Annotated in this window: 19 protein-coding genes and 1 riboswitch; of the genes, 10 read left to right on the plus strand and 9 right to left on the minus strand. The window is 70.4% G+C overall.

The features are described 5' to 3' along the window. Positions 1-275: 275 nt before the first annotated feature. Both HPY32_RS40720 and HPY32_RS40725 read right to left on the minus strand, forming a co-directional pair. Complete coding sequence (locus HPY32_RS40720) at positions 276-1,499, minus strand: aminotransferase family protein (RefSeq protein ID WP_082871302.1); 1,224 nt, start codon at positions 1,497-1,499, stop codon at positions 276-278. 192 nt (positions 1,500-1,691) lie between these two features. Beyond that, the gene (locus tag HPY32_RS40725) at positions 1,692-1,880 is read right to left on the minus strand and encodes a hypothetical protein (RefSeq protein ID WP_067587192.1); all 189 of its coding nucleotides are present in this window, start codon (positions 1,878-1,880) and stop codon (positions 1,692-1,694) included. Between the two features lie 127 nt (positions 1,881-2,007). Here HPY32_RS40725 and hrpA point away from each other — a divergent pair, with 127 nt between their 5' ends. Further along, positions 2,008-6,084: an ATP-dependent RNA helicase HrpA gene (gene hrpA, locus HPY32_RS40730; protein ID WP_171983286.1), complete on the plus strand. Its 4,077-nt coding sequence runs from the start codon at positions 2,008-2,010 to the stop codon at positions 6,082-6,084. Between the two features lie 15 nt (positions 6,085-6,099). On the opposite strand, the gene nrdR is transcribed toward hrpA, so the two are convergent. The 3 genes from nrdR to HPY32_RS45975 form a co-directional block, all read right to left on the minus strand. Then, the gene (gene nrdR, locus HPY32_RS40735) at positions 6,100-6,573 is read right to left on the minus strand and encodes a transcriptional regulator NrdR (RefSeq protein WP_067587187.1); all 474 of its coding nucleotides are present in this window, start codon (positions 6,571-6,573) and stop codon (positions 6,100-6,102) included. A 118-nt stretch (positions 6,574-6,691) separates the two neighbouring features. Then, on the minus strand, positions 6,692-7,948 hold the full coding sequence (locus tag HPY32_RS40740; RefSeq protein ID WP_067587184.1) for a hypothetical protein: 1,257 nt from the start codon (positions 7,946-7,948) through the stop codon (positions 6,692-6,694). A gap of 134 nt (positions 7,949-8,082) precedes the next feature. Further along, complete coding sequence (locus HPY32_RS45975; protein ID WP_156674408.1) at positions 8,083-8,577, minus strand: LysM peptidoglycan-binding domain-containing protein; 495 nt, start codon at positions 8,575-8,577, stop codon at positions 8,083-8,085. A gap of 264 nt (positions 8,578-8,841) precedes the next feature. Here HPY32_RS45975 and lexA point away from each other — a divergent pair, with 264 nt between their 5' ends. Next, positions 8,842-9,555, plus strand: coding sequence for a transcriptional repressor LexA (lexA, locus tag HPY32_RS40750; protein ID WP_067595651.1), 714 nt, complete (start codon positions 8,842-8,844; stop codon positions 9,553-9,555). Between the two features lie 15 nt (positions 9,556-9,570). Here lexA and HPY32_RS40755 read toward each other — a convergent pair whose 3' ends face one another. The 3 genes from HPY32_RS40755 to HPY32_RS40765 form a co-directional block, all read right to left on the minus strand. Continuing rightward, positions 9,571-9,921: a hypothetical protein gene (locus tag HPY32_RS40755; protein WP_156674407.1), complete on the minus strand. Its 351-nt coding sequence runs from the start codon at positions 9,919-9,921 to the stop codon at positions 9,571-9,573. A 72-nt stretch (positions 9,922-9,993) separates the two neighbouring features. After that, positions 9,994-10,974, minus strand: coding sequence for a cytochrome c oxidase assembly protein (locus HPY32_RS40760; protein WP_067587176.1), 981 nt, complete (start codon positions 10,972-10,974; stop codon positions 9,994-9,996). A gap of 108 nt (positions 10,975-11,082) precedes the next feature. Beyond that, positions 11,083-12,084 (minus strand): cation diffusion facilitator family transporter, encoded by a 1,002-nt coding sequence (locus HPY32_RS40765; RefSeq protein ID WP_067587173.1) that lies wholly within the window; start codon positions 12,082-12,084, stop codon positions 11,083-11,085. Between the two features lie 216 nt (positions 12,085-12,300). Further along, a riboswitch (M-box (ykoK) riboswitch) is annotated at positions 12,301-12,470 on the plus strand. Between the two features lie 269 nt (positions 12,471-12,739). Between HPY32_RS40765 and HPY32_RS40770 the strand changes: the two genes are divergently transcribed. The 8 genes from HPY32_RS40770 to HPY32_RS40805 all read left to right on the plus strand — a co-directional run bounded on the left by HPY32_RS40770 (position 12,740) and on the right by HPY32_RS40805 (position 20,433). Next, positions 12,740-12,913 carry a hypothetical protein gene (locus tag HPY32_RS40770; protein WP_156674406.1) on the plus strand — a complete coding sequence of 58 codons (174 nt, stop codon included), beginning with the start codon at positions 12,740-12,742 and terminating at the stop codon, positions 12,911-12,913. A 263-nt stretch (positions 12,914-13,176) separates the two neighbouring features. Then, positions 13,177-14,937, plus strand: a complete 1,761-nt coding sequence (locus tag HPY32_RS40775) for an NRAMP family divalent metal transporter (protein ID WP_067587170.1) — start codon at positions 13,177-13,179, stop codon at positions 14,935-14,937. Between the two features lie 157 nt (positions 14,938-15,094). Next, positions 15,095-15,547, plus strand: a complete 453-nt coding sequence (locus tag HPY32_RS40780; protein ID WP_171983287.1) for a MarR family winged helix-turn-helix transcriptional regulator — start codon at positions 15,095-15,097, stop codon at positions 15,545-15,547. 36 nt (positions 15,548-15,583) lie between these two features. After that, the gene (locus HPY32_RS40785) at positions 15,584-16,165 is read left to right on the plus strand and encodes a hydrolase (RefSeq protein ID WP_067587164.1); all 582 of its coding nucleotides are present in this window, start codon (positions 15,584-15,586) and stop codon (positions 16,163-16,165) included. 58 nt (positions 16,166-16,223) lie between these two features. After that, positions 16,224-17,024, plus strand: a complete 801-nt coding sequence (locus HPY32_RS40790) for a GntR family transcriptional regulator (RefSeq protein ID WP_082871298.1) — start codon at positions 16,224-16,226, stop codon at positions 17,022-17,024. 258 nt (positions 17,025-17,282) lie between these two features. Continuing rightward, on the plus strand, positions 17,283-17,618 hold the full coding sequence (locus tag HPY32_RS40795) for a histone-like nucleoid-structuring protein Lsr2 (RefSeq protein ID WP_067587162.1): 336 nt from the start codon (positions 17,283-17,285) through the stop codon (positions 17,616-17,618). Between the two features lie 693 nt (positions 17,619-18,311). Then, the gene (locus HPY32_RS40800; protein ID WP_082871297.1) at positions 18,312-19,616 is read left to right on the plus strand and encodes a diguanylate cyclase domain-containing protein; all 1,305 of its coding nucleotides are present in this window, start codon (positions 18,312-18,314) and stop codon (positions 19,614-19,616) included. Positions 19,617-19,620: 4 nt separating this feature from the next. After that, on the plus strand, positions 19,621-20,433 hold the full coding sequence (locus HPY32_RS40805) for an SAM-dependent methyltransferase (RefSeq protein ID WP_067587155.1): 813 nt from the start codon (positions 19,621-19,623) through the stop codon (positions 20,431-20,433). Here HPY32_RS40805 and HPY32_RS40810 read toward each other — a convergent pair. After that, positions 20,423-21,424, minus strand: coding sequence for an alpha/beta hydrolase (locus tag HPY32_RS40810; RefSeq protein WP_082871296.1), 1,002 nt, complete (start codon positions 21,422-21,424; stop codon positions 20,423-20,425). The two genes, HPY32_RS40805 and HPY32_RS40810, sit on opposite strands and share 11 nt — an antisense overlap. Positions 21,425-21,443 lie beyond the last annotated feature (19 nt).

The following is a 21,443-nucleotide window of genomic DNA, read 5'->3' on the forward strand; positions in this document are numbered from 1 at the left end:
CCCAACCCCCTCATCCCGACACGCAAACCCAACCCCCTCATCCCGACACGCAAACCCAACCCCCTGATCCCGGCGTGCTTTTGGCCGGGATCTACCGCGAGATTCCGGCCAAAAGCACGCCGGAATCAAGAGATGTGGCCGACGCCGGAATTAGGCGGGCCGACGCGGGAATGAGACGGGCCGACGCCGGAACGAGGCGGGCCGACGCCGGAACGAGACGGGCCAGCGCCGGAATGAGGTGAGCGGGTGCCGGAATGGGTGGGCCAGCGCCGGGATCAGCCCAGCGCGCGTTCGAAGGACGCCGCCATGTCGGCGACCTGCTGCTCGGTGATCACGAAGGACGGGGAGATCTGGAGGGCGCCCTGGCCTGCGGCGCGGCCCGAGACGCCCTGGGCGCGTAGGGCCTTCACCATGGCGGGGCCCTCGGTCGGGTCGGCGAGTTGTACGGCGGCGACCGCGCCGAGGCCGCTGCGGACCTCGGCTACCCGGGGGTGCGCGGCCAGTGGTGAGAAGTGCTCGTGCAGCAGGGATTCCAGGTTCTTGCTGGCGTCGAGCAGGTGTTCGCGCTCGAGGATGTCGAGGTTGGCCATGGCCGCGGCGGCGGCGCCGGCGTGGCCGCCGTAGGTGTAGCCGTGGCGGAACCACACGCCGCCCGCGAAGAACGGCTCGGCCACCCGGGGCGCGGCGAAAACCGCGCCCATCGGCAGGTAGCCGGACGTGAGGCCCTTGGCGGTGGTCATCAGATCGGGCTCGAGGCCGAAACGCGTGGAGGCGAACCAGGATCCGCCGATGCGGCCGAACCCGGTGACGACCTCGTCGGCGACGAACAGGATGTCGTGTTCGCGGCACAGGCGGCGCACCTCGGTGAGATAGCCCTCCGGCGGCAGGTACACCCCGCCCGCGCCGATGATGGGCTCGCAGAAGAACGCGGCGATCCGGTTGGCGCCGACCGCCTCGATGAGCGCGCGCAGCGCCTCGGCCTCGTTCCACTCGACGGTGCGGGCGTCGGGCATGAGCTCGCCGTAACCCTCGCGATTGACCGGGATACCGCCCAGAGCCGTTCCGGCGACATGCATTCCGTGGTACGCGAGCCGACGCCCGATCAGCAGCGTCTTCTCCGGACGCCCGAGTTCCTGCCAGTACCGGCGCGCCAGCTTGGCGGCGGTGTCGACGGAATCGGAGCCGCCGGAGGTGAACAGGATCTTGCTGCCCGGCACCGGCGCGATCTCCGAGAGCCGCTGCGCCAGTTCCTGGGTCACCGGCGCGGTCAGGTCGCCGAAGTTCGAGTAGTGCGCCAGCGTGCTCAGCTGCGCGGCCACCGCGTCCGCGATCTCGCGCCGCCCGTGCCCCACATTGGTGAACCACAGCCCGCCGGTCGCGTCGAGATAGCGGTTGTCGTCGCGATCCCAGATGTAGGCGCCGTCACCGCGCGCCACCACGAACGCCCCCTCGCGCTCGACCGCCCCCATATCGGCGAATCCGTGCCACAGCGCACCCATGATCTCCGCTCCTCTCACCTCGGTCGACCGCATCCCATCTTGCCGTGCGCCCGGGGATGATTCACAACGCGGGCCGGATTCGAGGGAATCCCTCCGTTGCGCAGCTGCCTGGCAACCGCGCGTCGGCGAGCGCCGGGCGCGGGGTGTGCCACGAGGATGCCGGGTACTCCCCCGGGCGGCGCGAAAGTCGGATCAGGAGGATTCGGCGGCGGGTCCGCCATAGCCGGGGTCGCGTCCCCGATCGGTCGATCGGCCCAGCGTGGTGCGGATGGTCGCGCCCAGGGCGCGCAGCCGCGACGACACCAGGGCCCCGATCCCGACGAGGAGCGAGAGGGCCCGCAGGGCGCGGACCCACAGCGGAGTACCCGAACCAGCGGTCATTCCTCGATGGTGACATATCGGGCGCGAGCCCGGTCCAAGATCAAGAAAACGGCAATCATCTAGTGAACCGACCGGTACGCCGCTGGGTTCGGGACCCGCGCCCGACTTCGCTACGCTGGACAATGCAATGACCAGGACCGCCGCCCTTCCCCGCGAGCTCCGTACCCGCCTGGCCGATCTCTCGATCCGCGACGAACACCGGTTGCGCCGGCGGCTCGACAAGGCCCGGGGCGGCGACCTCGCCGAGCTCGAGAACGACATCGCCACCGCCGAGCAGCGGATCGCGAAACGTCGTGCCGCCGTGCCCAGCATCGGGTACCCGGAGCAACTACCCGTGTCCGCGCGCCGCGAGGACATCGCCGCCGCCATCGCCGCGCACCAGGTCGTGGTGATCGCGGGCGAGACCGGCTCCGGTAAGACGACCCAGATACCCAAGATCTGCCTGGAATTGGGCCGCGGCATCCGCGGCACCATCGGCCACACCCAGCCGCGCCGGCTGGCCGCGCGCACCGTCGCCGAGCGCATCGCCGAGGAACTGGGCACCGAACTCGGCGACGTGATCGGCTACACGGTGCGATTCACCGATCAGGCGTCCGATCGCACCCTGGTCAAGCTGATGACCGACGGCATCCTGCTCGCCGAGATCCAGCGGGACCACATGCTGCGCCGCTACGACACGATCATCATCGACGAGGCGCACGAGCGCAGCCTCAATATCGACTTCCTGCTCGGATATCTGAAGCAGCTGCTGCCCCGGCGGCCGGACCTGAAGGTGATCATCACCTCGGCCACCATCGATCCGGAGCTGTTCGCGAGGCACTTCGCCGACGAGAAGGGCACTCCCGCACCGATTGTCGAGGTCTCCGGGCGCTCGTATCCGGTGGAGCTCCGCTATCGGCCGCTGGCGCTGCAGATCTCGGCGCCCGCCGGGGACGGGGAGGACGACGAGGACGACGATCCGCGCATCGTCGACCGCGATCCGGTGGACGCCATCGGCGACGCGGTCACCGAGCTGCTGTCCGAGGGCGACGGCGACGTGCTGGTCTTCCTCTCCGGTGAGCGCGAAATCCGGGACACCGCCGACGCTCTGCGGGACCTGAAGCTGCCGCGCACCGAGATCCTGCCGCTGTACGCGCGGCTGTCGGCGGCCGAGCAGCACCGAGTGTTCCAGCCGCACACCGGACGTCGCGTGGTGCTGGCCACCAACGTGGCCGAGACCTCGCTGACCGTGCCCGGCATCCGCTACGTGGTGGACCCGGGAACCGCCCGCATCTCCCGCTATTCGATACGGACCAAGGTGCAGCGGCTGCCGATCGAGCCGATCTCGCAGGCGTCGGCGCGCCAGCGCTCGGGCCGCTGCGGCCGCGTCGCCGACGGCATCTGCATCCGGCTGTACTCCGAGGACGACTTCGACGCGCGCCCGGCCTTCACCGAACCGGAGATCCTGCGCACCAACCTGGCCGCGGTCATCCTCCAGATGACCGCGCTCGGCCTGGGCGACATCGAGAACTTCCCCTTCGTGGAGCCCCCCGACCGCCGCGCCATCCGCGACGGCATCGCGCTGCTGGAGGAACTGGGCGCCCTCACCCGCAAGCCCACTCCCACGCCGCGATCCACCGACCGAGGCGACGCACCGCCCGACGCCGCGACCGAGGACGCCGATCGCGGCGACGGCAAGCGCGCCGATCGTGCGGCCGCGGTGGGCGATCTCGCGCTCACGGCGGTGGGCCGGGAGATGGCGCAGATTCCGGTGGATCCGCGCATGGCGCGAATGCTGGTGGAGGCCAACGCGACCGGCTGCCTGCCCGAGGTGCTGGTGATCGTGGCGGCGCTGTCGATCCAGGACGTGCGCGAGCGTCCGGCGGAGGCGCAGCAGGCCGCCGACGCCAAACACGCCCGCTTCGTGGTGGAGGGCTCGGATTTCCTGGCCCACCTGCGACTCTGGGATTATCTGCGCACACAGCGCAAGGCGCTGTCGTCCAATCAGTTCCGGCGGATGTGCCGCGACGAGTTCCTGCACTACCTACGCATTCGGGAGTGGCAGGACCTGCACGGCCAGCTGCGCACCATCACCCGGGGCCTGGGCTGGAGCAGCGAGGGCTCCCTCGCCCCGGTCGGCGAATCCGACGGCCTGCCCTGGGATTCCGCGGCCGTCCACCGCGCGCTGCTGGCGGGCATGCTCTCGCACATCGGCCTGCGCGAGGGCGAGACCCGAGAGTTCCTCGGCGCGCGCAACGCCAAGTTCATGATCTTCCCCGGCTCCTCGCTGGCCAAGAAGCCGCCGCGCTGGGTGATGGCCGCGGAACTGGTGGAGACCTCCCGGCTGTGGGGCCGCATGGCCGGTCGCATCGAGCCGGAGTGGGCCGAGAAGCTGGCGGGCGATCTGGTGAAACGCCAGTACTCCGAACCGCACTGGTCCGCCCGGCGCGGCGCGGCCATGGCCTACGAACGGGTCACGCTGTACGGCATTCCGCTGGTCACCCAGCGCCGGGTCGACTTCGGCCGGATCGATCCCGAGCTGGCGCGCGAGCTGTTCCTCCGGCACGCGCTGGTGCAGGGCGAATGGCAGACCCGCCACGAGTTCTTCCAGCGCAATCGCGACCTGCTCGAGGATGTCGCCGATCTGGAGAACCGGGCGCGCCGCCGCGACATCCTCGTCGACGATCAGGTGCTGTTCGACTTCTACGACCGGCGCGTCCCCGCCGACGTGGTCTCGGTGCGGCACTTCGACAGCTGGTGGCGCAAGGCCGCGCGCAAGGATCCGACGCTGCTGGACTTCTCGACCTCGACGGTGGTCAACGAGGACGCGGCGGTGCTGGATCCGACCGCCTTCCCCGACAGCTGGCGCCAGGGCGAGCTGACCTTCGGCCTCACCTACCAGTTCGAGCCCGGCCAGGCCGACGACGGTGTGACCGTGCACATTCCGGTCGCCCAGCTCGCGCACGTGCGGGCGGTCGGATTCGACTGGCTGGTGCCCGGCATGCGCGAGGAGCTGGCGGCGGCGCTGATCAAGACGCTGCCGAAACAGCTGCGGCGCAGCGTGGTTCCCGCCCCGGACTTCGCCGCGGCGGCGCTGGCCCGGCTCACCCCGCGCGCGGAACCGCTGCGCACCGGGCTCGCCCGCGAGCTGTCGCGGCTGGGCTCGGTCACGATCACTCCCGCCGACCTGGACCCGGCGGCGCTGCCGGACCACCTGCGGATGACCTTCGCCGCCGTCGCCGCCGACGGCTCGGTGGCCGCGCGCGGCAAGAACCTGGCGGAGCTGAAAACCCGCCTGGCCGACCAGGTCTCGAAATCCGTCGCGCGCGCGACCAGCGCCGCGGAGCGCCCGGCGGCGACGGTGTGGACCTCGGAATCGCTGGGCACGCTGGCGCCGACGGTGCGCCGCGAGGTGGGCGGGCAGACCATCACCGGATATCCGGCGCTGGTCCCGGAGGGCGACGGCGTCGCCGTGCGGGTGCTGTCCTCCCCCGCCGCCCAGGCGGCCGCCATGCGCGCGGGCACCCGGGCGCTGCTGCTGCGGCGGCTGCCGACCTCGCCGCGCGGGCTGACCGCCGGTCTGTCGGCGGCGGATCGCCTGGCGCTGAGCCAGAATCCGTACGGTTCGCTGGACGCGCTCATCGAGGACTGCCGCGCCTGCGCCGCCGACGAACTCATCGCCGCCCGCGGCGGCCCGGTGCGCAGCCCCGACCGGTTCCAGCAGCTGGTGGACGCGATCCGGCCGGAGTTCGGCGACGCGGTGGCGCGCATTCTGCGGCTCGCGGTGCCGGTGCTGGCCGAGGCGCATCGGGTGCGAACGGCCCTGTCCGGCACCGCCGATCGCGAGATCGCCGAGGATGTCGGCGCGCAGCTGGACGAGCTGGTGTTCGCCGGATTCATCGCCGAGTTCGGCAGCGCCCGGCTGCGGGAGCTGCCGCGCTACCTGCAGGCCGCGGTGGTCCGGCTGGAGGCGCTGCCCGCGTCGGCGCAGCGCGATCACCAGGGCATGGTCGAACTCGACCGCGTGCACGCGGCCTATCAGCGGCTGCTCGACAGTGTGGCGCCGGGCCGCCGGACCGCGCCCGAGGTCACCGAGATCTGGTGGATGATCGAGGAATTCCGGGTCAGCCTGTTCGCCCAGCAGCTGGGCACGCCGTATCCGGTGTCGGCCAAGCGGATCGAGCGGGCGATCACCGCGGTGCGCTCGGCGCCCGCCCGGCGGTGAGCGCCGCGGGCGGGGTCAGTCCGCGGTCGCGCCGACGGCGTGCTCCGCGCGGTGGCGGCGCAGTTCGGCGATCTCGTGCTCGAAATCGTCGGCGGAGCTGAAGGATCGGTAGACCGAGGCGAACCGGAGGTAGGCGACCTCGTCGAGGTGCCCAGCCACGAGGATGGCCAGCCCCACCTCGTGGCTGGGCACCTCGGGGGAACCCTTGGCGCGCACCGCATCCTCGACCTGCTGGGCGAGCAGGTTCAGCGCGTCGTCGTCGACCTCGCGGCCCTGGCAGGCGCGGCGCACCCCGCGGATCACCTTTTCCCGGCTGAACGGTTCGGTGACGCCGCTGCGCTTGACCACCGACAGGATGGCGGTCTCGACCGTGGTGAACCGTCGCCCACACTGCGGGCAGGCGCGACGACGCCTGATCGCCGAGCCTTCCTCGGCCTCACGCGAGTCCACGACTCGCGAATCGGGGTGCCGACAGTACGGGCAATGCATCCGAAGTCCTTCGTCGATGCCTGGGCTCGCCGCCGCTGTGGACGGCAGGTAGGTTCACAGCAATCTCCAGGATACTCATCCGTCCCACGGCCTCGACAACCGGTCGGTCGGCAGACGTTCAGTCGGTGAGTTGCCAGTGGCCGGTCAGATCGGTCAGCAGATCCGGCAGCCGCCGCAGCAGCCGTCCCGCCGCCAGTTTCGCCGCGAACGGTTCGGACAGCACCGCCCGCGCCCCGGGCGGGTCGGCCTGCAGGTCGGTGTAGCGGGGCAGCAGGTCGCCGGTGATGTAGGTCCAGCGGGTGTCGCGATCGGCCCAGTTGAAGTTCGGCAGCGGCACATCCAGCGTCATCGACCGGCCGCCGACCTGCGCGGTGAACGCGATGGGCGCGAAGACGCCGGGTGCGCGGACCCCGGGCACCGCGGGCTTACCGGCGAGCGTGCTCACGTAGGTCAGCACCCGGCCCAGGACGCCGCGCCCGGCGGCGGTGGCGTCCCACTGGTCGGCGATGATCTGGTTCTGCTCGCGGTCGGTCATGCGCAGCAGCGCGTCGTCGAATCCGGCGGCCGTGCCCGAGGCGATGGAATGCCATGCGGCGACGGCGTTTTCGTCCAGTATCCCGGCGCGGTGCATCTCCTCGATGGCGGGCAGGCCCTCGGCGAGGTACGCCTCGTGCATCGGCACCTGGTCGAGGAAGATGTGCTTCTGCATGATCATCAGGCGGGTCTGGTACCAGGTCAGATCCTCCGGCGTCAGCCGCTCCCCCTCGCTGCCGAGCAGCCGCAGATCCGACGGCAGCCGGTCGAGCACCTCCGGCGGCAGCCCGCGCAGCCGATCGGCGACGGCGGCGCCGAGCTGATGAATGCCCGGCACCCCGAGCAACCCGCCGACATCGGTCATATCCATGAAACCCGAGGCGAACGAGCCGCCCGCCAGTTCGGCCAGCCCCGCCCAGTAGAAGTCCGGGCGCTGCAGGGTGAGCCGACGGTAGTTCTCGTAGACCTGAATGAACGTGCGGGAGTTCGCGGCCACCCCCCGGGCCGGATCCCAAGCGGCCAGGTCGATACCGGCGTTGGTGGTGGCCACGACCAGCCAGTACTGGTGCAGCAGGGTCGCGTACCGGCGCGGCGGGATGCCTGCCGCGCGGGCCTGCTCGACGGCGGCCCGCAGGGTCGGAATATCCAGCGGCAGTGCGGGATTCAGCCCGCCCCCGCCGGAGCCGTCACCGTTGACGGCCGGGAGGTCCAGGTAGGGGGTGTACGCGGGGGCGGCCTGCGCGACGGACGTGGTCGCGAGCGCGATCCCGAAACAGGCCAGCACTGCGGCGAATCGGAGGAGCACCCGCGCGCATCGCGCGGTCGAGATGGGTTGCGTCATGCTGCCACGCCCTCGAAATCGATGATCGGCGAATGTCGCCTGGATCACATTTCGAGCACAGTAGCAACATGTTTCGGCTATTGATCAACAAAATCGGCCACGCCCCATGGCCGCCCGGCCACACCGGCGCGCGGTCAGCGCTCGTGGGTCGGCACGAGTAGCGTCCGCCCGGGCGCCACCTCCGCGCCGCGCAGGCCGTTCAGTTCGATGATCTTGTCGACCGTGGCGCGGACCGGGTCGGCGGGATCGACGCGCGCGGCCACCTCCGACAGCGACTCGCCCTCGCGCACCTGGACGAGCGTGGTGCCGGTGGCGACGCCGCCCTCGGACCGGAGCTGGGCCACGGCGAGGAGACCGCCCACCGCCACGGCGCTGAGCAGGGCCGTCACCGCGATGGTCGCCAAACCGACCCGGGCGCGGTCGACCCGCTGCGCCGGGTGCGGGCCGCAGGGGCGGGTGGCCAGGTGGGCGCGCTCGTAGCGCACCGTCGCGGCGGGCGGCCGGGCGCCGCGCGGGCGGCGGACGGCGGCGTGCCGGGCGCGGGGCGCGGGCGCCGGGCGCAGGGCGGGCGCGCCGGGGACATCCGGACCGGTTGTGACGGAATCGGATTCGCTGATCGCAGTGCGCATCGGACAGACCTCCATGAGGTGGGCGGGATGGAATCTCTGTGCGTGACGGGTATCGTTCGATCATCTGTTCGAAGAACTGATGTTCGAATTCTTACCACGGGCCGCCGACAAAGTCATCGATTTCCGCGACATGCGTCGAACAGATGTTTGAAACCTGCCCGCGACCGGACTACATTCGAGACACGCCATCGCGCGAGGAGAACCCAGCACACCCATGAACGGAGGACGGCGACCGTGAGCGAACGTACGGCGGACGGACACGATGTGGACGGCCCGGTCGTGACGACCGACAGCGCCGAATCGCCCGGCACCGGGGCGGATCTCACCGTCCGCCAGCGCAAGGTTCTGGAGGTCATCCGCACCTCGGTGGCCGAGCGCGGCTACCCGCCCAGCATCCGCGAGATCGGCGACGCCGTCGGTCTCACCTCGACCTCGTCGGTCGCCCACCAGCTCCGCGCCCTGGAGCGCAAGGGCTATCTGCGCCGCGACCCGAATCGTCCACGCGCCGTGGATGTCCGGGGTCTGGACGAGACCGCGGTGCGCGCGGTCGCGGGCGTCACGCGCCTGCGCACGGTGGACACCGAGGCCGCGGGCGACCAGCCGCTGCCCACCTACGTCCCCGTGCTGGGCCGGATCGCCGCCGGTGGCCCGATCCTGGCCGAGCAGGCCGTGGAAGATGTCTTCCCGCTGCCGCGCGAGCTGGTCGGCGAGGGCTCGCTGTTCCTGCTGAAGGTCGTCGGCGAGTCGATGATCGACGCCGCCATCTGCGACGGCGACTGGGTGGTCGTGCGCCAGCAGAACGTGGCCGAGAACGGCGACATCGTCGCCGCCATGATCGAGGGCGAGGCCACGGTCAAGACCTTCAAGCGCACCGGCAAGCAGGTCTGGCTGCTGCCGCACAACCCGCTGTTCGAGCCCATCCCCGGCAACGACGCCCAGATCCTGGGCAAGGTCGTCACGGTCATCCGCAAGATCTGAGCGCCAGCGCGGCGCTCAGCCGGTGACCACCTCGGTGCTCCGGCCGACGACATGGGTGGTGACATCGCCGCGGCGAAGGTCCTCGCAGATGACCTGGACCAGGTGCCGCCCCGGCGGCACCGGCCCGGAATCGAGGTCGGCCACACCGGCGGAATTCACCGTCTGCCAGGGTCCGTCGATATCGTGGGCGGCGACCTGGCAGCGGTAGCCGTGCCGCTCGCCCGTGACGTGCGCGGCGATCGTCTTCCCGCCGCGATAGGCCACGGCCGGGCTCGCCCCGGCGGGTCCGGCCGCACCCGCCATCAGCGCGGCCGCCGTCAAGACGAGCAGGCCGGTGCGGCGGGCGAGCGTACGAGGCGAGGCCATGCCACCCATGGTCCTCCGCCGACCATGAGATTTGGATTAATCGGACCCGACGTGTTGCGGCGGCGCCAGGGGTCAGCGGCGGAAGCGATCGCGCAGCTGCGGGTCGTTCTCCCACCACAGCCCGGTGGTGGCGGGCTCCTCCGGCGCGGCGGACGCGGCCGCCCGCACGGTGCGGCGCGCGGCCGGGGCGGGAGCCGAATCCGCTTCGGCCGCATCCAGTTCCGCGTCGACCTCCGCGGCCCGGCGGCGCTCGTCGGCGGCCCAGGACCGCATCAGGGCCAGCAGGTAGGGCAGGCCCAGAACGTCGCCGAGCACCCAGATGATGCCCGCGCCGATGGTCTGATCCAGCCGCTGATCCGGTCCCCAGACGCGCCCGACCTCGGCGTAGTAGCCCGCGGCGACCAGCGGGCCCCACCACAGCACGATCCCCAGGATGCCGTCGGCGAGCGATTCGAACACGGTGATGAGCAGCGAGATCCCCTGCGAGTACCGGTGCGGCACCGGGTCGGTCTGCAACCGCGAGTAGAAGTACCCGAATCCGATGGCCACCACCAGGATTCGGGTCAGCGCATCGACCGCGCCGTTGCGGAGCACGGCCTCGTACCAGGGTGTCAGGAACAGCAGCCAGGGCAGGGCCAGGATGGCCGCGGACGGCACCAGCGGATAGGTGAGCACCCGCGCGATCGGCGTGGCCAGCACCCGATCCAGCCGCCCCTGCCCCGCCGGGCCGAGCGCCGCGCGCAACACGGTGACCGGCCGCCCGGTCGCCAGGCCGAACGGCACCACATAGAGCAGCAGCAGGATCTGCAGCGCCCGCACCCAGAACAGCGTGCCGGAGTAGACGCCGATCACGCTGACCCCGGTGAGCAGCCACACGCCCAGGCCCATGACCAGGAACGCCGTCGCCCGCCCGCCCGCGAGCGCCGCGCCGCGCCGGTTGGCCCGAGCGTGCGCCACGCCGTAGCCGATCGCGAGCGCGGCGGTCACCACCACCGTCGCGGTGTCCCACCGCCATTCGGTGAACGGCGACTGCAAGGTCAGCGGGGTGTCCATCCATGCCACGGCAGCCAGTATCCACCCGGCCGCGCGGCCCCCTCATCCGAACCCGGTGATGGACCGGACAATTCGGATCATTCGGGTAAACGGCCGGATGGCCCCGGGTCAGTTCGCGCGATCGGACCGATGGGTCGGCCCGTGCGAATCCTCGCAGTGGGCACCGGCGGCGGAACCCAACTGGATCAGCTCCGGCTGCGCATGATCGACCTGGAGGGTGGCGTGTTCGATGTGATGATCGTCGGCCAGCCAGTGCGCCAGATCCTCCCGCACGGCGTGGCAGTCGCGGCCCGGCTGCACCAGCACGTGGGCCGAGAGCGCGGGCGAGCCGGAGGTGATCTCCCAGATGTGCAGGTCGTGCACCTCCACCACGCCGTCCCGCGCGGCCATGGCGCGGCCGATCGCGGTGGGGTCCAGATCGACGGGCGCGGCCTCGAGGAAGATCCGGCTGGAGGCGCGAACCAGGCCGACACCGGCCTTGAGCATGAGGGCCACCACGACCAGGGTGGCGATCGCGTCGGCGCGCTCGAAGCCGGTGAGCACGATCACGACACCGGCCACGGCGGTGGCGATGAACGCGAACAGGTCGTTGAGGATGTGCTGATAGGCGCCCTCGACATTGAGGCTGGTGCGATTGGCGCGCGAGATCATCCAGGTCGCGAGCAGATTGACCACCACGCCGATCAGGGCGGTGGTGAGCACCAGGCCACCGGTCACCGGGGGCGGGGTGATCAGGCGGCGGACGGCCTCGTAGCCGAGCCAGGCCGCCAGCAGCAGCAGGGTCAGGCCGTTGGCCTGGGCGGACAGGATCTCCACCCGCTTCCAGCCGAAGGTCATCCGCCCGGCCGCGGGGCGCGCCGCGAGCCGAATGGCCCACAGCGCCAACACGATCGATGCCGCGTCGGTGAGCATGTGCGCGGCGTCGGACAGCAGGGCCAGCGATCCGGCCAGGATGCCGACGGTCACCTCGCCGACCATGAAGACCGCGATGACGGCGAGCGCGCCCGCCAGCCAGCGCCGGTCGCTGTCCGGCGTGGCGTGTACGTGCGAATGCCCACCGTGCGCGTGACCATTTGCGGACGCGTTGCCATGCGCGTGTCCGACACCCATCACGTTCCCCTCTCTGTCTGTTCGGGCCACCCTCCCGATCATATGCATACATGCCTATGTGTACAAAGTCGGCGAGGTCACACCGGCTCGGAGCGAGTCCGCAATCCCACCGCTAACCCGACGCGCTCGGATGTCAAATCCGTTGATCGACAGGACATTTCGCCCACCGGCGCGTCCGACTTGACTTATCACGGTATGGGGTCCACCATTTCATGGTCAGCACCTCGCTAGGCGAGGCTCCTGTTCGAACACAGGCCACTGACCCCACGACGTCGAGAGACGCCCAGGGTTAGGACAGATCTTCCCGGATTAAGGGGTGATCCCAAGTGGCTTCCCGCGAGGGGATACGTCGTTCAGTGCCGAAGCTCTGACGAGAGGGGTGCAGCATCCCGCCCTCGTTCGGCGGGTTGAGCCCCCCATTACTACGCGGTTGACGCCGAGTACCGACGCGCACGTGCGTCCTGGCAGCAAGGAGGTGAAGGGACGAAATGAAGTCCGGCGATAGTCCGTATCCGAGTCCGGTTCGAAAACCCGTTTCGCACCCAGCTTGCTGCGGCACCGTGACCGCCTGATTCCGAACCACAATCCGGCTTCGGCCATTTTGGCATGCGCGGAAACTGCTGTGGCAGCTGCCTTTTCATGAAGGAGCATTGCCATGACCTTCACCGTGTTCCCCCGTCAGGGCTCGCTCGTGACCGCACTGGGCTCGGCTCGCCGGGTTCGCGCCCGTTACCAGCTCACCCCCGAGGAGCGGCACAACCTGCGGGCCTCGCACACCCCGCTGGCCGTCGTCACCGCATCCCTGGGCGGCCACCCCTACCACCGGTAGGGGCCGTCGTCGCGGCCGGGTAATCCCATGCGCCGCACACCGTTTCGAGCACGCCGGTCGATTTCGCGGGCCGGCGTGTTCGCCGTGTCCGAAGAACCCGAGGAAGTTTCGATGAGCACACCCAGCGCGGCCGAGTGTCGTGGCCGCGGCGCCGGAGATGAAGGTCGGCGTCGTCCCACTCCTGATCGCCACGGCGCGCACTGAATCCGCCGCCCGACGAGACACGCAGTAAGACAAAAGATTTCAGGAAGGGAGGGACGGCCATGGCCTTCTTCTCCAATGGCGGGACCCGCCGCAACAGCAGCACCGTCACCGCACCGGATCCGGTCGACACCACCACCCACGGCGCCGTCATGGATTCCGCGCACGTCGGCGACATCGTCGGGGCGCTGGGCACCATTCGTCAGCACGACACCACCGAGGGCCGCGGGCGCTGGCAGCGATTCCGCATGCTGCTGGCCGTGATCGGCCCCGGCCTGATCGTGATGGTCGGCGACAACGACGCCGGTGGCGTCGCGACCTACGCCAACGCGGGCCAGAACTACGGCATGGCGCTGGTGTGGACGCTGGCGCTGCTCATCCCGGTCCTCTACGTCAATCAGGAGATGGTGGTCCGGCTCGGCGCGGTCGCCGGGGTCGGGCACGCCCGGTTGATCTTCTCCCGGTTCGGCAAGTTCTGGGGCGCGTTCAGCGTGGGCGATCTGTTCATCGTCAACGCGCTCACCATCGTCACCGAATTCATCGGCGTCTCCATGGCCCTGGGCTACTTCGGGCTGCCCAAGTCGATCTCGGTGCCGCTGGCCGCGGTGCTGCTGTTCGCGGTCGTCGCGGGCGGGTCGTTCCGGCGCTGGGAGCGATTCCTGTTCGCGCTCATCGCAATCAATATCGTCATGTTCCCGCTGGCGATCATGGTGCACCCCAGCGTGACCGAGACCGCCAAGGGCGTCATCCCGTCCTTCCCGGGTGGGCTGAACTCGACGCTGCTGCTGCTCGTCGTCTCGATCGTCGGTACCACCGTCGCGCCGTGGCAGCTGTTCTTCCAGCAGTCCAACATCGTCGACAAGCGCATCACCCCGCGCTGGATCCGCTACGAGCGGGTGGACCTGTGGGTCGGCATCGTCGTGGTGATGCTGGGCGCCGTGGCGATCATGGCGGCCGCCGCGTTCGGCCTGGCGGGCACCGACGCCTTCGGCAACTTCACCGACGCCGGGGCCACCGCGCACGCGCTGCACGACCACATGGGCAACACCGTGGGCGCGCTGTTCGCGATCCTGCTGCTGGACGCCTCGCTGATCGGCGCCAACGCCGTGGCGCTGGCCACCACCTACGCCCTCGGCGACACCATGGGCAAGCGGCACTCGCTGCACTGGAAGGTCCGCGAGGCGCCGGTGTTCTACCTGGCCTACGCGCTGCTGCTGGGCATCGCCGCCGCGGTCGCGTTCAGCCCGGACCACGTGCTGGGCCTGATCACCCAGGGCGTGCAGGCGCTGGCGGGGGTGCTGCTGCCGTCGGCCACGGTGTTCCTGGTGCTGCTGTGCAACGACAAGGCCGTGCTGGGCCCGTGGGTCAACACCACCCGGCAGAACATCGTCGCGGGCATCATCGTGTGGTCGCTGGTGCTGCTGTCGCTGGCGCTCACCGCGACGACGTTCTTCCACGATCTGTCGCAGACCACGCTGGAGATCGGCTTCGCCGTCGGCGCGCTGGTCGGCGTGCTCGGCGGCCTGGCCGTCGCCCTCGCCCGGCACCGCGCCGAGCGCCGGGCGGCCGAGCGGACCGCGGCCGAACTCGGCGGCCTCGACCCCGACCAGGTCGAGGAGCTGGACTCCACCCGACTGTCCCGGTCCGAGCGCAAGGCGATCCTGGACCAGGACCGCGACATCTGGCGCACCCCGGCCCTGGACACCCTGGAGCGCCCGGGCTTCTCCCCGCTGCGCACGGCGGGAATGATCGCCCTGCGCGGGTACCTGCTGCTCGCCGTGGTCCTGGTCGGCGTGAAGATCTTCCAGCAAATCACCGGCTAGCACGAACCGGCGAGGACGGCCGGGTGGCGCGCGACGCGCCACCCGGCCGTTGCCGTCGATAGCACCCGAGCGCGGACAGCGCAATGAATGCCGCGCAGGTCTGGCAGTTTTGACAGTAAAACTTGCAAGTTTCCCTGTCTTGTTTAGACTCGTGCGGGTGTCGAAGCAACCGGGCGGACGGTCCGCGGCGGACCTCGCCGGGGCGGCCGCGGACCTGCGGGTCGTCGTCGGCCGCCTGCTGCGGCAGCTGCGGGCCGCCCGCTCCGATGTCGACGTGACGCCGTCGCAGGCGGTGGTGATGAGCCGCCTGGTCACCGACGGCCCGGCCACCGTGGCCGCGCTCGCCCGCGCGGAGAGCGTGCGGCCGCAGTCCATGCGGCTGACCCTCGCCGCGCTGGAGGAGCGCGAATTGGTCACGCGCACACCGCATCCCACCGATCAGCGGCAGCAGCTGCTGTCGCTGACCCCTGCGGGAGAGCGGCTGATCGAGGCCGCCCGTATTGCCAAGGAGGACTGGCTCGCTCAGGCCATCGCGACGAAACTGTCGCGCGCCGAACAGGATTCGCTGCTCACCGCGATTCCGCTGCTGCGCCGCCTCCTCGAACCCTGAGCCCCCTATTCACCCCGACAGCCGAGAGGAACCTTCATGCCCGCCACCACCCTCGACCCGCGCACCGCGCTGGTCCTCATCGACCTGCAGCGCGGCATCGCCGGCGCGCCGACCGTGCCGCACGCCGCCCCCGACGTCGTCGGCCGCGGCGCCGAGTTGGCGCGGGCATTCCGCAAGGCCGAGCTGCCCGTCGTGCTGGTGCGGGTGTCGTTCGCGCCGGACGGCTCCGACACCCCGCCCGGACGCACCGAGGCCCCGCGCATGGCGGGCCCCTTCCCGGCGGGCTGGGACGAACTGGTCGACGAGCTGGAGGTGCAGCCCTCCGACATTCTCATCACCAAGCGCCAGTGGGGCGCGTTCCACGGCACCGAGCTGGATTTGCAGCTGCGCCGTCGCGGCGTCACCGGGATCGTGCTGGGCGGCATCGCCACCAGCATCGGCGTCGAGTCCACCGCCCGCGCCGCGCACGAGCACGGCTACCACGTGACGATCGCCACCGACGCGTCCGCCGACCGGGACGCCGACTCGCACGACCACAGCGTCACCAGGATCTTCCCGCGGCTGGGCGAGACGGTGACCACCGAAGAGATCCTGGCGCTGCTGAATTCGCGCGTGTAATGGGAGCTTGACGCGGGGGCACCTTGCGGCCGCACTCCGGAATGGGCACGCTACGGCCATGTTCCCCAGCGACCAGCGCCCCGAGCCGACCGAGTCCGATCAGGTGCGGGAGTTGCTACCGGCAGCCTCGCACCTGTCCGCCCGGCGCCTGCGCGATCTGCTGCGCATCGCCCTGCGCACCGGAGAGTTCGGCTCGGGGCGGCTGCCCGGCGAGGCCGAGCTGATCACGCACTTCCAGGCGCCGCCGGACGTGGTGCGGGAGGCGCTGGATCTGCTGCGCACCGACGGGCTGATCGAACGGCGGCGCGGGCTGGGCACCGTCGCGGTGCGGCCGGAATACGTCGTCTCCGGCGCGATGCCGCCCGCCGAGCGACCGTTCGACGAATATCTGCGGCTCGGCCGGATGACGCCGCGGCTGCTGCACTGGGCGTGGTCCCCGGCGCCGCGGGTGGTCGCCGATCAGCTCGACGACACCCGCGTCGGCGACGACTGCCTGTGCATCGAATACGTCGCGCTCGCCGATCAGGACCCGATCGCGGTGTTCACCAACTATGTTCGCGGGCCCGAGGCCGCGCGGCTCGATCAGGCCCTGTTCCGGCGCGACTTCTACGCGCTGCTGTACTCCGGCGGCGTCGACCTCGCCAGCTGCGACGTGAGCCTGCAGGCCGCGCTCGCCGACGACTACTCCGCCGATCTGCTGCACGTGCTGCCCGGCGAGCCGGTGATGCTCATGCACCAGCGAATTCACGATCGGGCGGGCCGGGTGGTCGACTTCGCGCTGGGGACCCTGCGCAGCGAACTGCTGATGGACATCGGCCGCATTCCCCGCATCGATATCACCGGCTCGCTCCCGCACTGAGCCCCGGCCGGACGTAAGCGCCGGTCGGGCGGGTGCACACCACCGGCGACGAGCACCGCGGCGGCTCCGCGCGGCACATTCACATATCCGAATGGGCCGGGGCGGAATTGCCGAGGGACCGGATTGTTTTCGCTTCATTCCGGCATTCCTGGCACGCGTCGGAAACGCCGAATAACGCCGGATTCGCTGCATTCGACGGCGCTGAGGTACGGTATAGACAATCCGAGTTGATCCGTGTCCGTGCGAAAGGGCTCACTCATGGCCAAGAAGGTCACCGTCACACTCATCGACGATTTCGACGGGAAGTCCAAAGCGGATGAGACCGTACAGTTCTCGATCGATGGTGCGGCCTACGAAATCGATCTGTCCACGCTGAATGCCGGCAAGCTGCGGGGAGCACTCGAGCCCTGGACGGAAAAGGCCCGCAAGGTGGGCCGTTTGAAGGGCGCGGTCACCGCCCGCCCGAAGTCGGCCGCCGACCGCGAGCAAACGGTCGCCATCCGGGAATGGGCCAAGAAACACGGCTACAACGTCTCCGCGCGCGGCCGAATTTCCTCCGAGATCGTCGCCGCCTATCACAAAGCCAGCAAGTAACGACGCTCGCGCTTTGCCCCCGGAATCAGGGGCACGGCGCGCCCGCCCCTCCCCGCCGCCCCGGCATGCGTTCCGGTCATCCCTGCGTACCTTCCCGCCATCCCGGAGTACCTTCCCGTCGTCCCGGCGTACGTTCCCGTCATCCCGGCGCAGGTTCCCGTTGTCCCGGCGTAGGTTCCCGTCGTCCCGGCGTACGTTCCCGTCATCCCGGCATGCTTTTGGCCGGGACAACTACGCCACCTGCGCAAATAATCCGAACCCAGCCGGTCTCATAATCACGGGCAACCCCCACGATTTCGCCGCGCACCTGTGATCGCTTTCTCCGCAATCCAGAACAGACCCGACGGTCTCCGAGCCCGGCGACTTCATCCACTTCGGCCAACCCAGCAAATATGTAGCACGCCCGCCGAGGGGATGAGGGAAGAGATTCTCGGCGAGCGCGCTTGTGCGGGTTGCGGCCCGATCGGGGGACATGTATGCCGCAGCCCATTCCCAGGGTAGGCTGTAATCAACCGGATCGGCAGCGTCGCAACGAGATTCACAGCCAACCGACAGCTTCCGCGCAACGCGCCGGACAACCGTCCCGGTGGCGGGCGGTAGGCCGCGGACGCGGTAGCCTGTGAATCTGGTACGGCGCCACGCCGTTCCCGCAGTCGCTGGTTGCAGGTCGGATCCGGGCGGGGGTGGATTTGCGTGACAGGAGAGAGCGCGCTCGCGGAGCTGGCGCGGCAGTGGCGGGTAGCCCTGGCCGACACCGGCTTCATCCCGATGCCTTTACGCGAGCTCGACCGGATGCTCGTGGACCTGCTGCACCGGCTGGTCGCCGCCATCACGGCCGAGTCGTTCGATCCGGTGGCCGCCCGCACCGTCGGCGCGGAGCTGGTCCACGCCAATCTCACCGATCCCCAGGTGGTGGCCCGCACGGCCGCGGTACTCGCGCCGCTGGCGAATCTGGTGGCCCCGCACGCGGACCGGTTCGTCCCGGCCCTGGGCGAACTGTCGCGCGGCTACACCGAGGAATTGCTGGCAACCCGGGCCCGCCACCAGGAGATGCTGCACGCGGCCATGGCCGACGCCCGGCACGCCGCCGAGGTCCGGTTCCGGGTGGTGTTCGACAATGCCGCGATCGCCATCGGCATCGGCGACACCGCGGGCCGGGTCGTGGACGTCAATCCCACCTTCGCCGCCATGGTCGGCGCCACCCCGGCGGAGCTGCGCGGGCGGCCGGTGGCCGAGCTGGTGGACCCGGAGGACCGCGAGGAGGTGCAGACCCGGGTCTTCGAGAACCTGATCGCGGCCGGGTCCGGCACCGAGCGCCTCGAGGTGCGCTACGTCCGGGCCGACGGCGCGGTCGGCTGGGCGGCGTGGGCGATCACGCTGGTGCCCGAAACCGGCGGCCGCACGGCGTATCTGCTCGTGGTCGGCGAGGACACCACGCAGCGCCGCGCCCTGCAGGCCGAGCTGCACCGGCAGGCCCGCCACGACCCGCTGACCGGGCTGCCCAACCGGCGGCAGCTGGTGGACGCGCTGTCGAAGATCATCGCCGACGCCGGGCCCGACGATCGGATCGGCCTGGGCTTCATCGACCTCGACGGTTTCAAGGCCGTCAACGACACGTACGGGCACGGCGTCGGCGACCGATTACTGACCGCGGTGGCCAACCGCTTGGCCGCCCGCGCGGTGGGCTCGATGCTCGCGCGCGTCGGCGGCGACGAGTTCGTGGTGCTGTTCGGGCCGCCGTGCGACGCCGCACGCGTGGGGGCGATCGCGGAGACGCTGCTCAACGCGCTCGCCGAACCGATCAGCGTGGCCGGCCACTGCCTGACGATCTCGGCGTGCATCGGGGCGGTGGTCACCCCGGTGGCCGGCACCGACGCCGAGAAGCTGCTCGACGCGGCGGATGCCGGGCTGTATCGGGCCAAGGCCGCCGGGCCGAATCGCTGGGTGCTGCACAGCATCGACGTGACCGCGGGAGCCGGGGTCCTCGGCCTAGGATGAGCCGGTGCAACCGCTTCTACCGGACTGGGCGGCCGACGACATCGATCCTCGGATCCCTAGTCCCGCAAGAGTTTACGACCATCTCCTCGGTGGGTTCGCCAACTTCGACATAGATCGGCGCATCGCCGCCCGGATGCGCGAGATCATTCCGGAGGTGCCGCGCACCGCCCGCGCCAATCGGGCCTTCCTACAACGCGCGGTCGGCTTTCTCGCCGACTCGGGCATCGACCAATTCCTCGATCTGGGCTCCGGAATTCCCACCGCGGGCAATGTGCACGAGATCGCGCAGCGTCGCAATCCGGCGGCCCGGGTGGTGTATGTGGACATCGATCCGGTGGCGGTCACCATGAGCCGCCGCATGCTCATCGACAATCCGAATGCGACCGCGGTACACGGCGATCTCACCGACATCGATGGCGTCCTGGAGCAATCGCAGGTCACCGAGCTGCTCGACTTCACCCGCCCGATCGCGGTGCTGCTGGTGTCGGTGCTGCATTTCGTGGGCGACGACGCGGTGGCGGCAAGGCTTTTCGCGCGGCTGCGCGAAACCATGGCCGTGGGCAGCCATCTCGCGCTGTCACACCTGACCCGGGAGGGCCCCAGCGAACAACTCGAACGCATGCTGGCCGTGACCGCGCAGGTCACCGGTCGCGGCGACCGGCTCCGCACACGAGCCGAAATCCTGGAGCTGCTGGGCGATCTCGTGCCGATCGAGCCGGGCCTGGTGCATCTGGCGCGGTGGCGTCCCGATCCGGACGAGCCGGAGCCGGAGGTCCGCCCGCTGGACGGTTACGCGGCGGTGGCCGTCAAGAGGTGATGCCCAGCGGACGCGTGAGTTCGGGCCATGCGGCGTGCAGATCGTCCTGCCAGTACGGCCAGGCGTGCTGACCGCCGGGAACGTAGCGGTAGGTGGCGGGTATGCCCAATCGGGTTGTGCTGTCCTGCAATCGGTGGGTGCAGTCGGCCACCACCGATTCCAGCATCCCGCCGGACGGATTGGCCGGGCGGCCGTCGGTGGCGGGTCCGCCGGTGCCCGCGGCGATGTAGAGGTCCACGCCGCGCAGCTTCATCAGATTCGCGTCGGTGGAGGGATCGTTGGCGGCCCAGCCCGGTGCGCCGTCGGGGCCCCAGATATTCCACGGATTGCCGCCGCCGGACAGCACCACCGCCTGCAGGTAGCGGCGGCCGGGATCGACGCTGGTCTGGTCGCAGCCGCTGAAGGATCCGACGCTGCGGTACAGGCCCGGCGCGGCCTCGGCCAGCGCGAGCGCCGAGGTCGCCGACATCGATACTCCCGCAATGGCATTGCGCCCGGAGGCGCCCAGATAGGAATCCAGCAGCGGCGGCAGTTCCCGGGTGAGGAAGGTGGTCCACCTGTTGCGGCCCAGCCGGGGATCGTCGGCCGCCCAGTCGGTGTAGTAGGAGTAGCGGCCGTCCAGGACCGTCACCACGTTCAGGTTCTGATCGGCGGTGAAGGCGGCCAGGTCGGTCTTGGTCTCCCACGAGGTCTCGGCGCCGTTCGCGCCGATGCCGTCCTCCGCCCCGTCGAGCAGGTACAGCGTGGGCCGCGGGCGGCTGGTGTCGGCGGGGCGGAGCAGGTCCAGCGCGATCACCCGGTCCATGGCGGCCGAGTACACGTAGACGGTGGAGCGCCGGGCGTCGGTGGTGACCACGTGGTCGATGCGCGAACCATCGGCACCCGCCGCGACAGGGGCCGCGACCGCGAATCCCGGCACCGCCGCCAGCATCGAGGCCACCAGTCCCGCGAGCGCTGTTCGACCGCCCCACCTGCGCAATTCTTTTCGCATGCCAGTCGCCTCACGTCCT

Origin of the sequence: Nocardia terpenica, assembly GCF_013186535.1 — a bacterium.
Classification (GTDB): Bacteria; Actinomycetota; Actinomycetes; order Mycobacteriales; family Mycobacteriaceae; genus Nocardia; species Nocardia terpenica.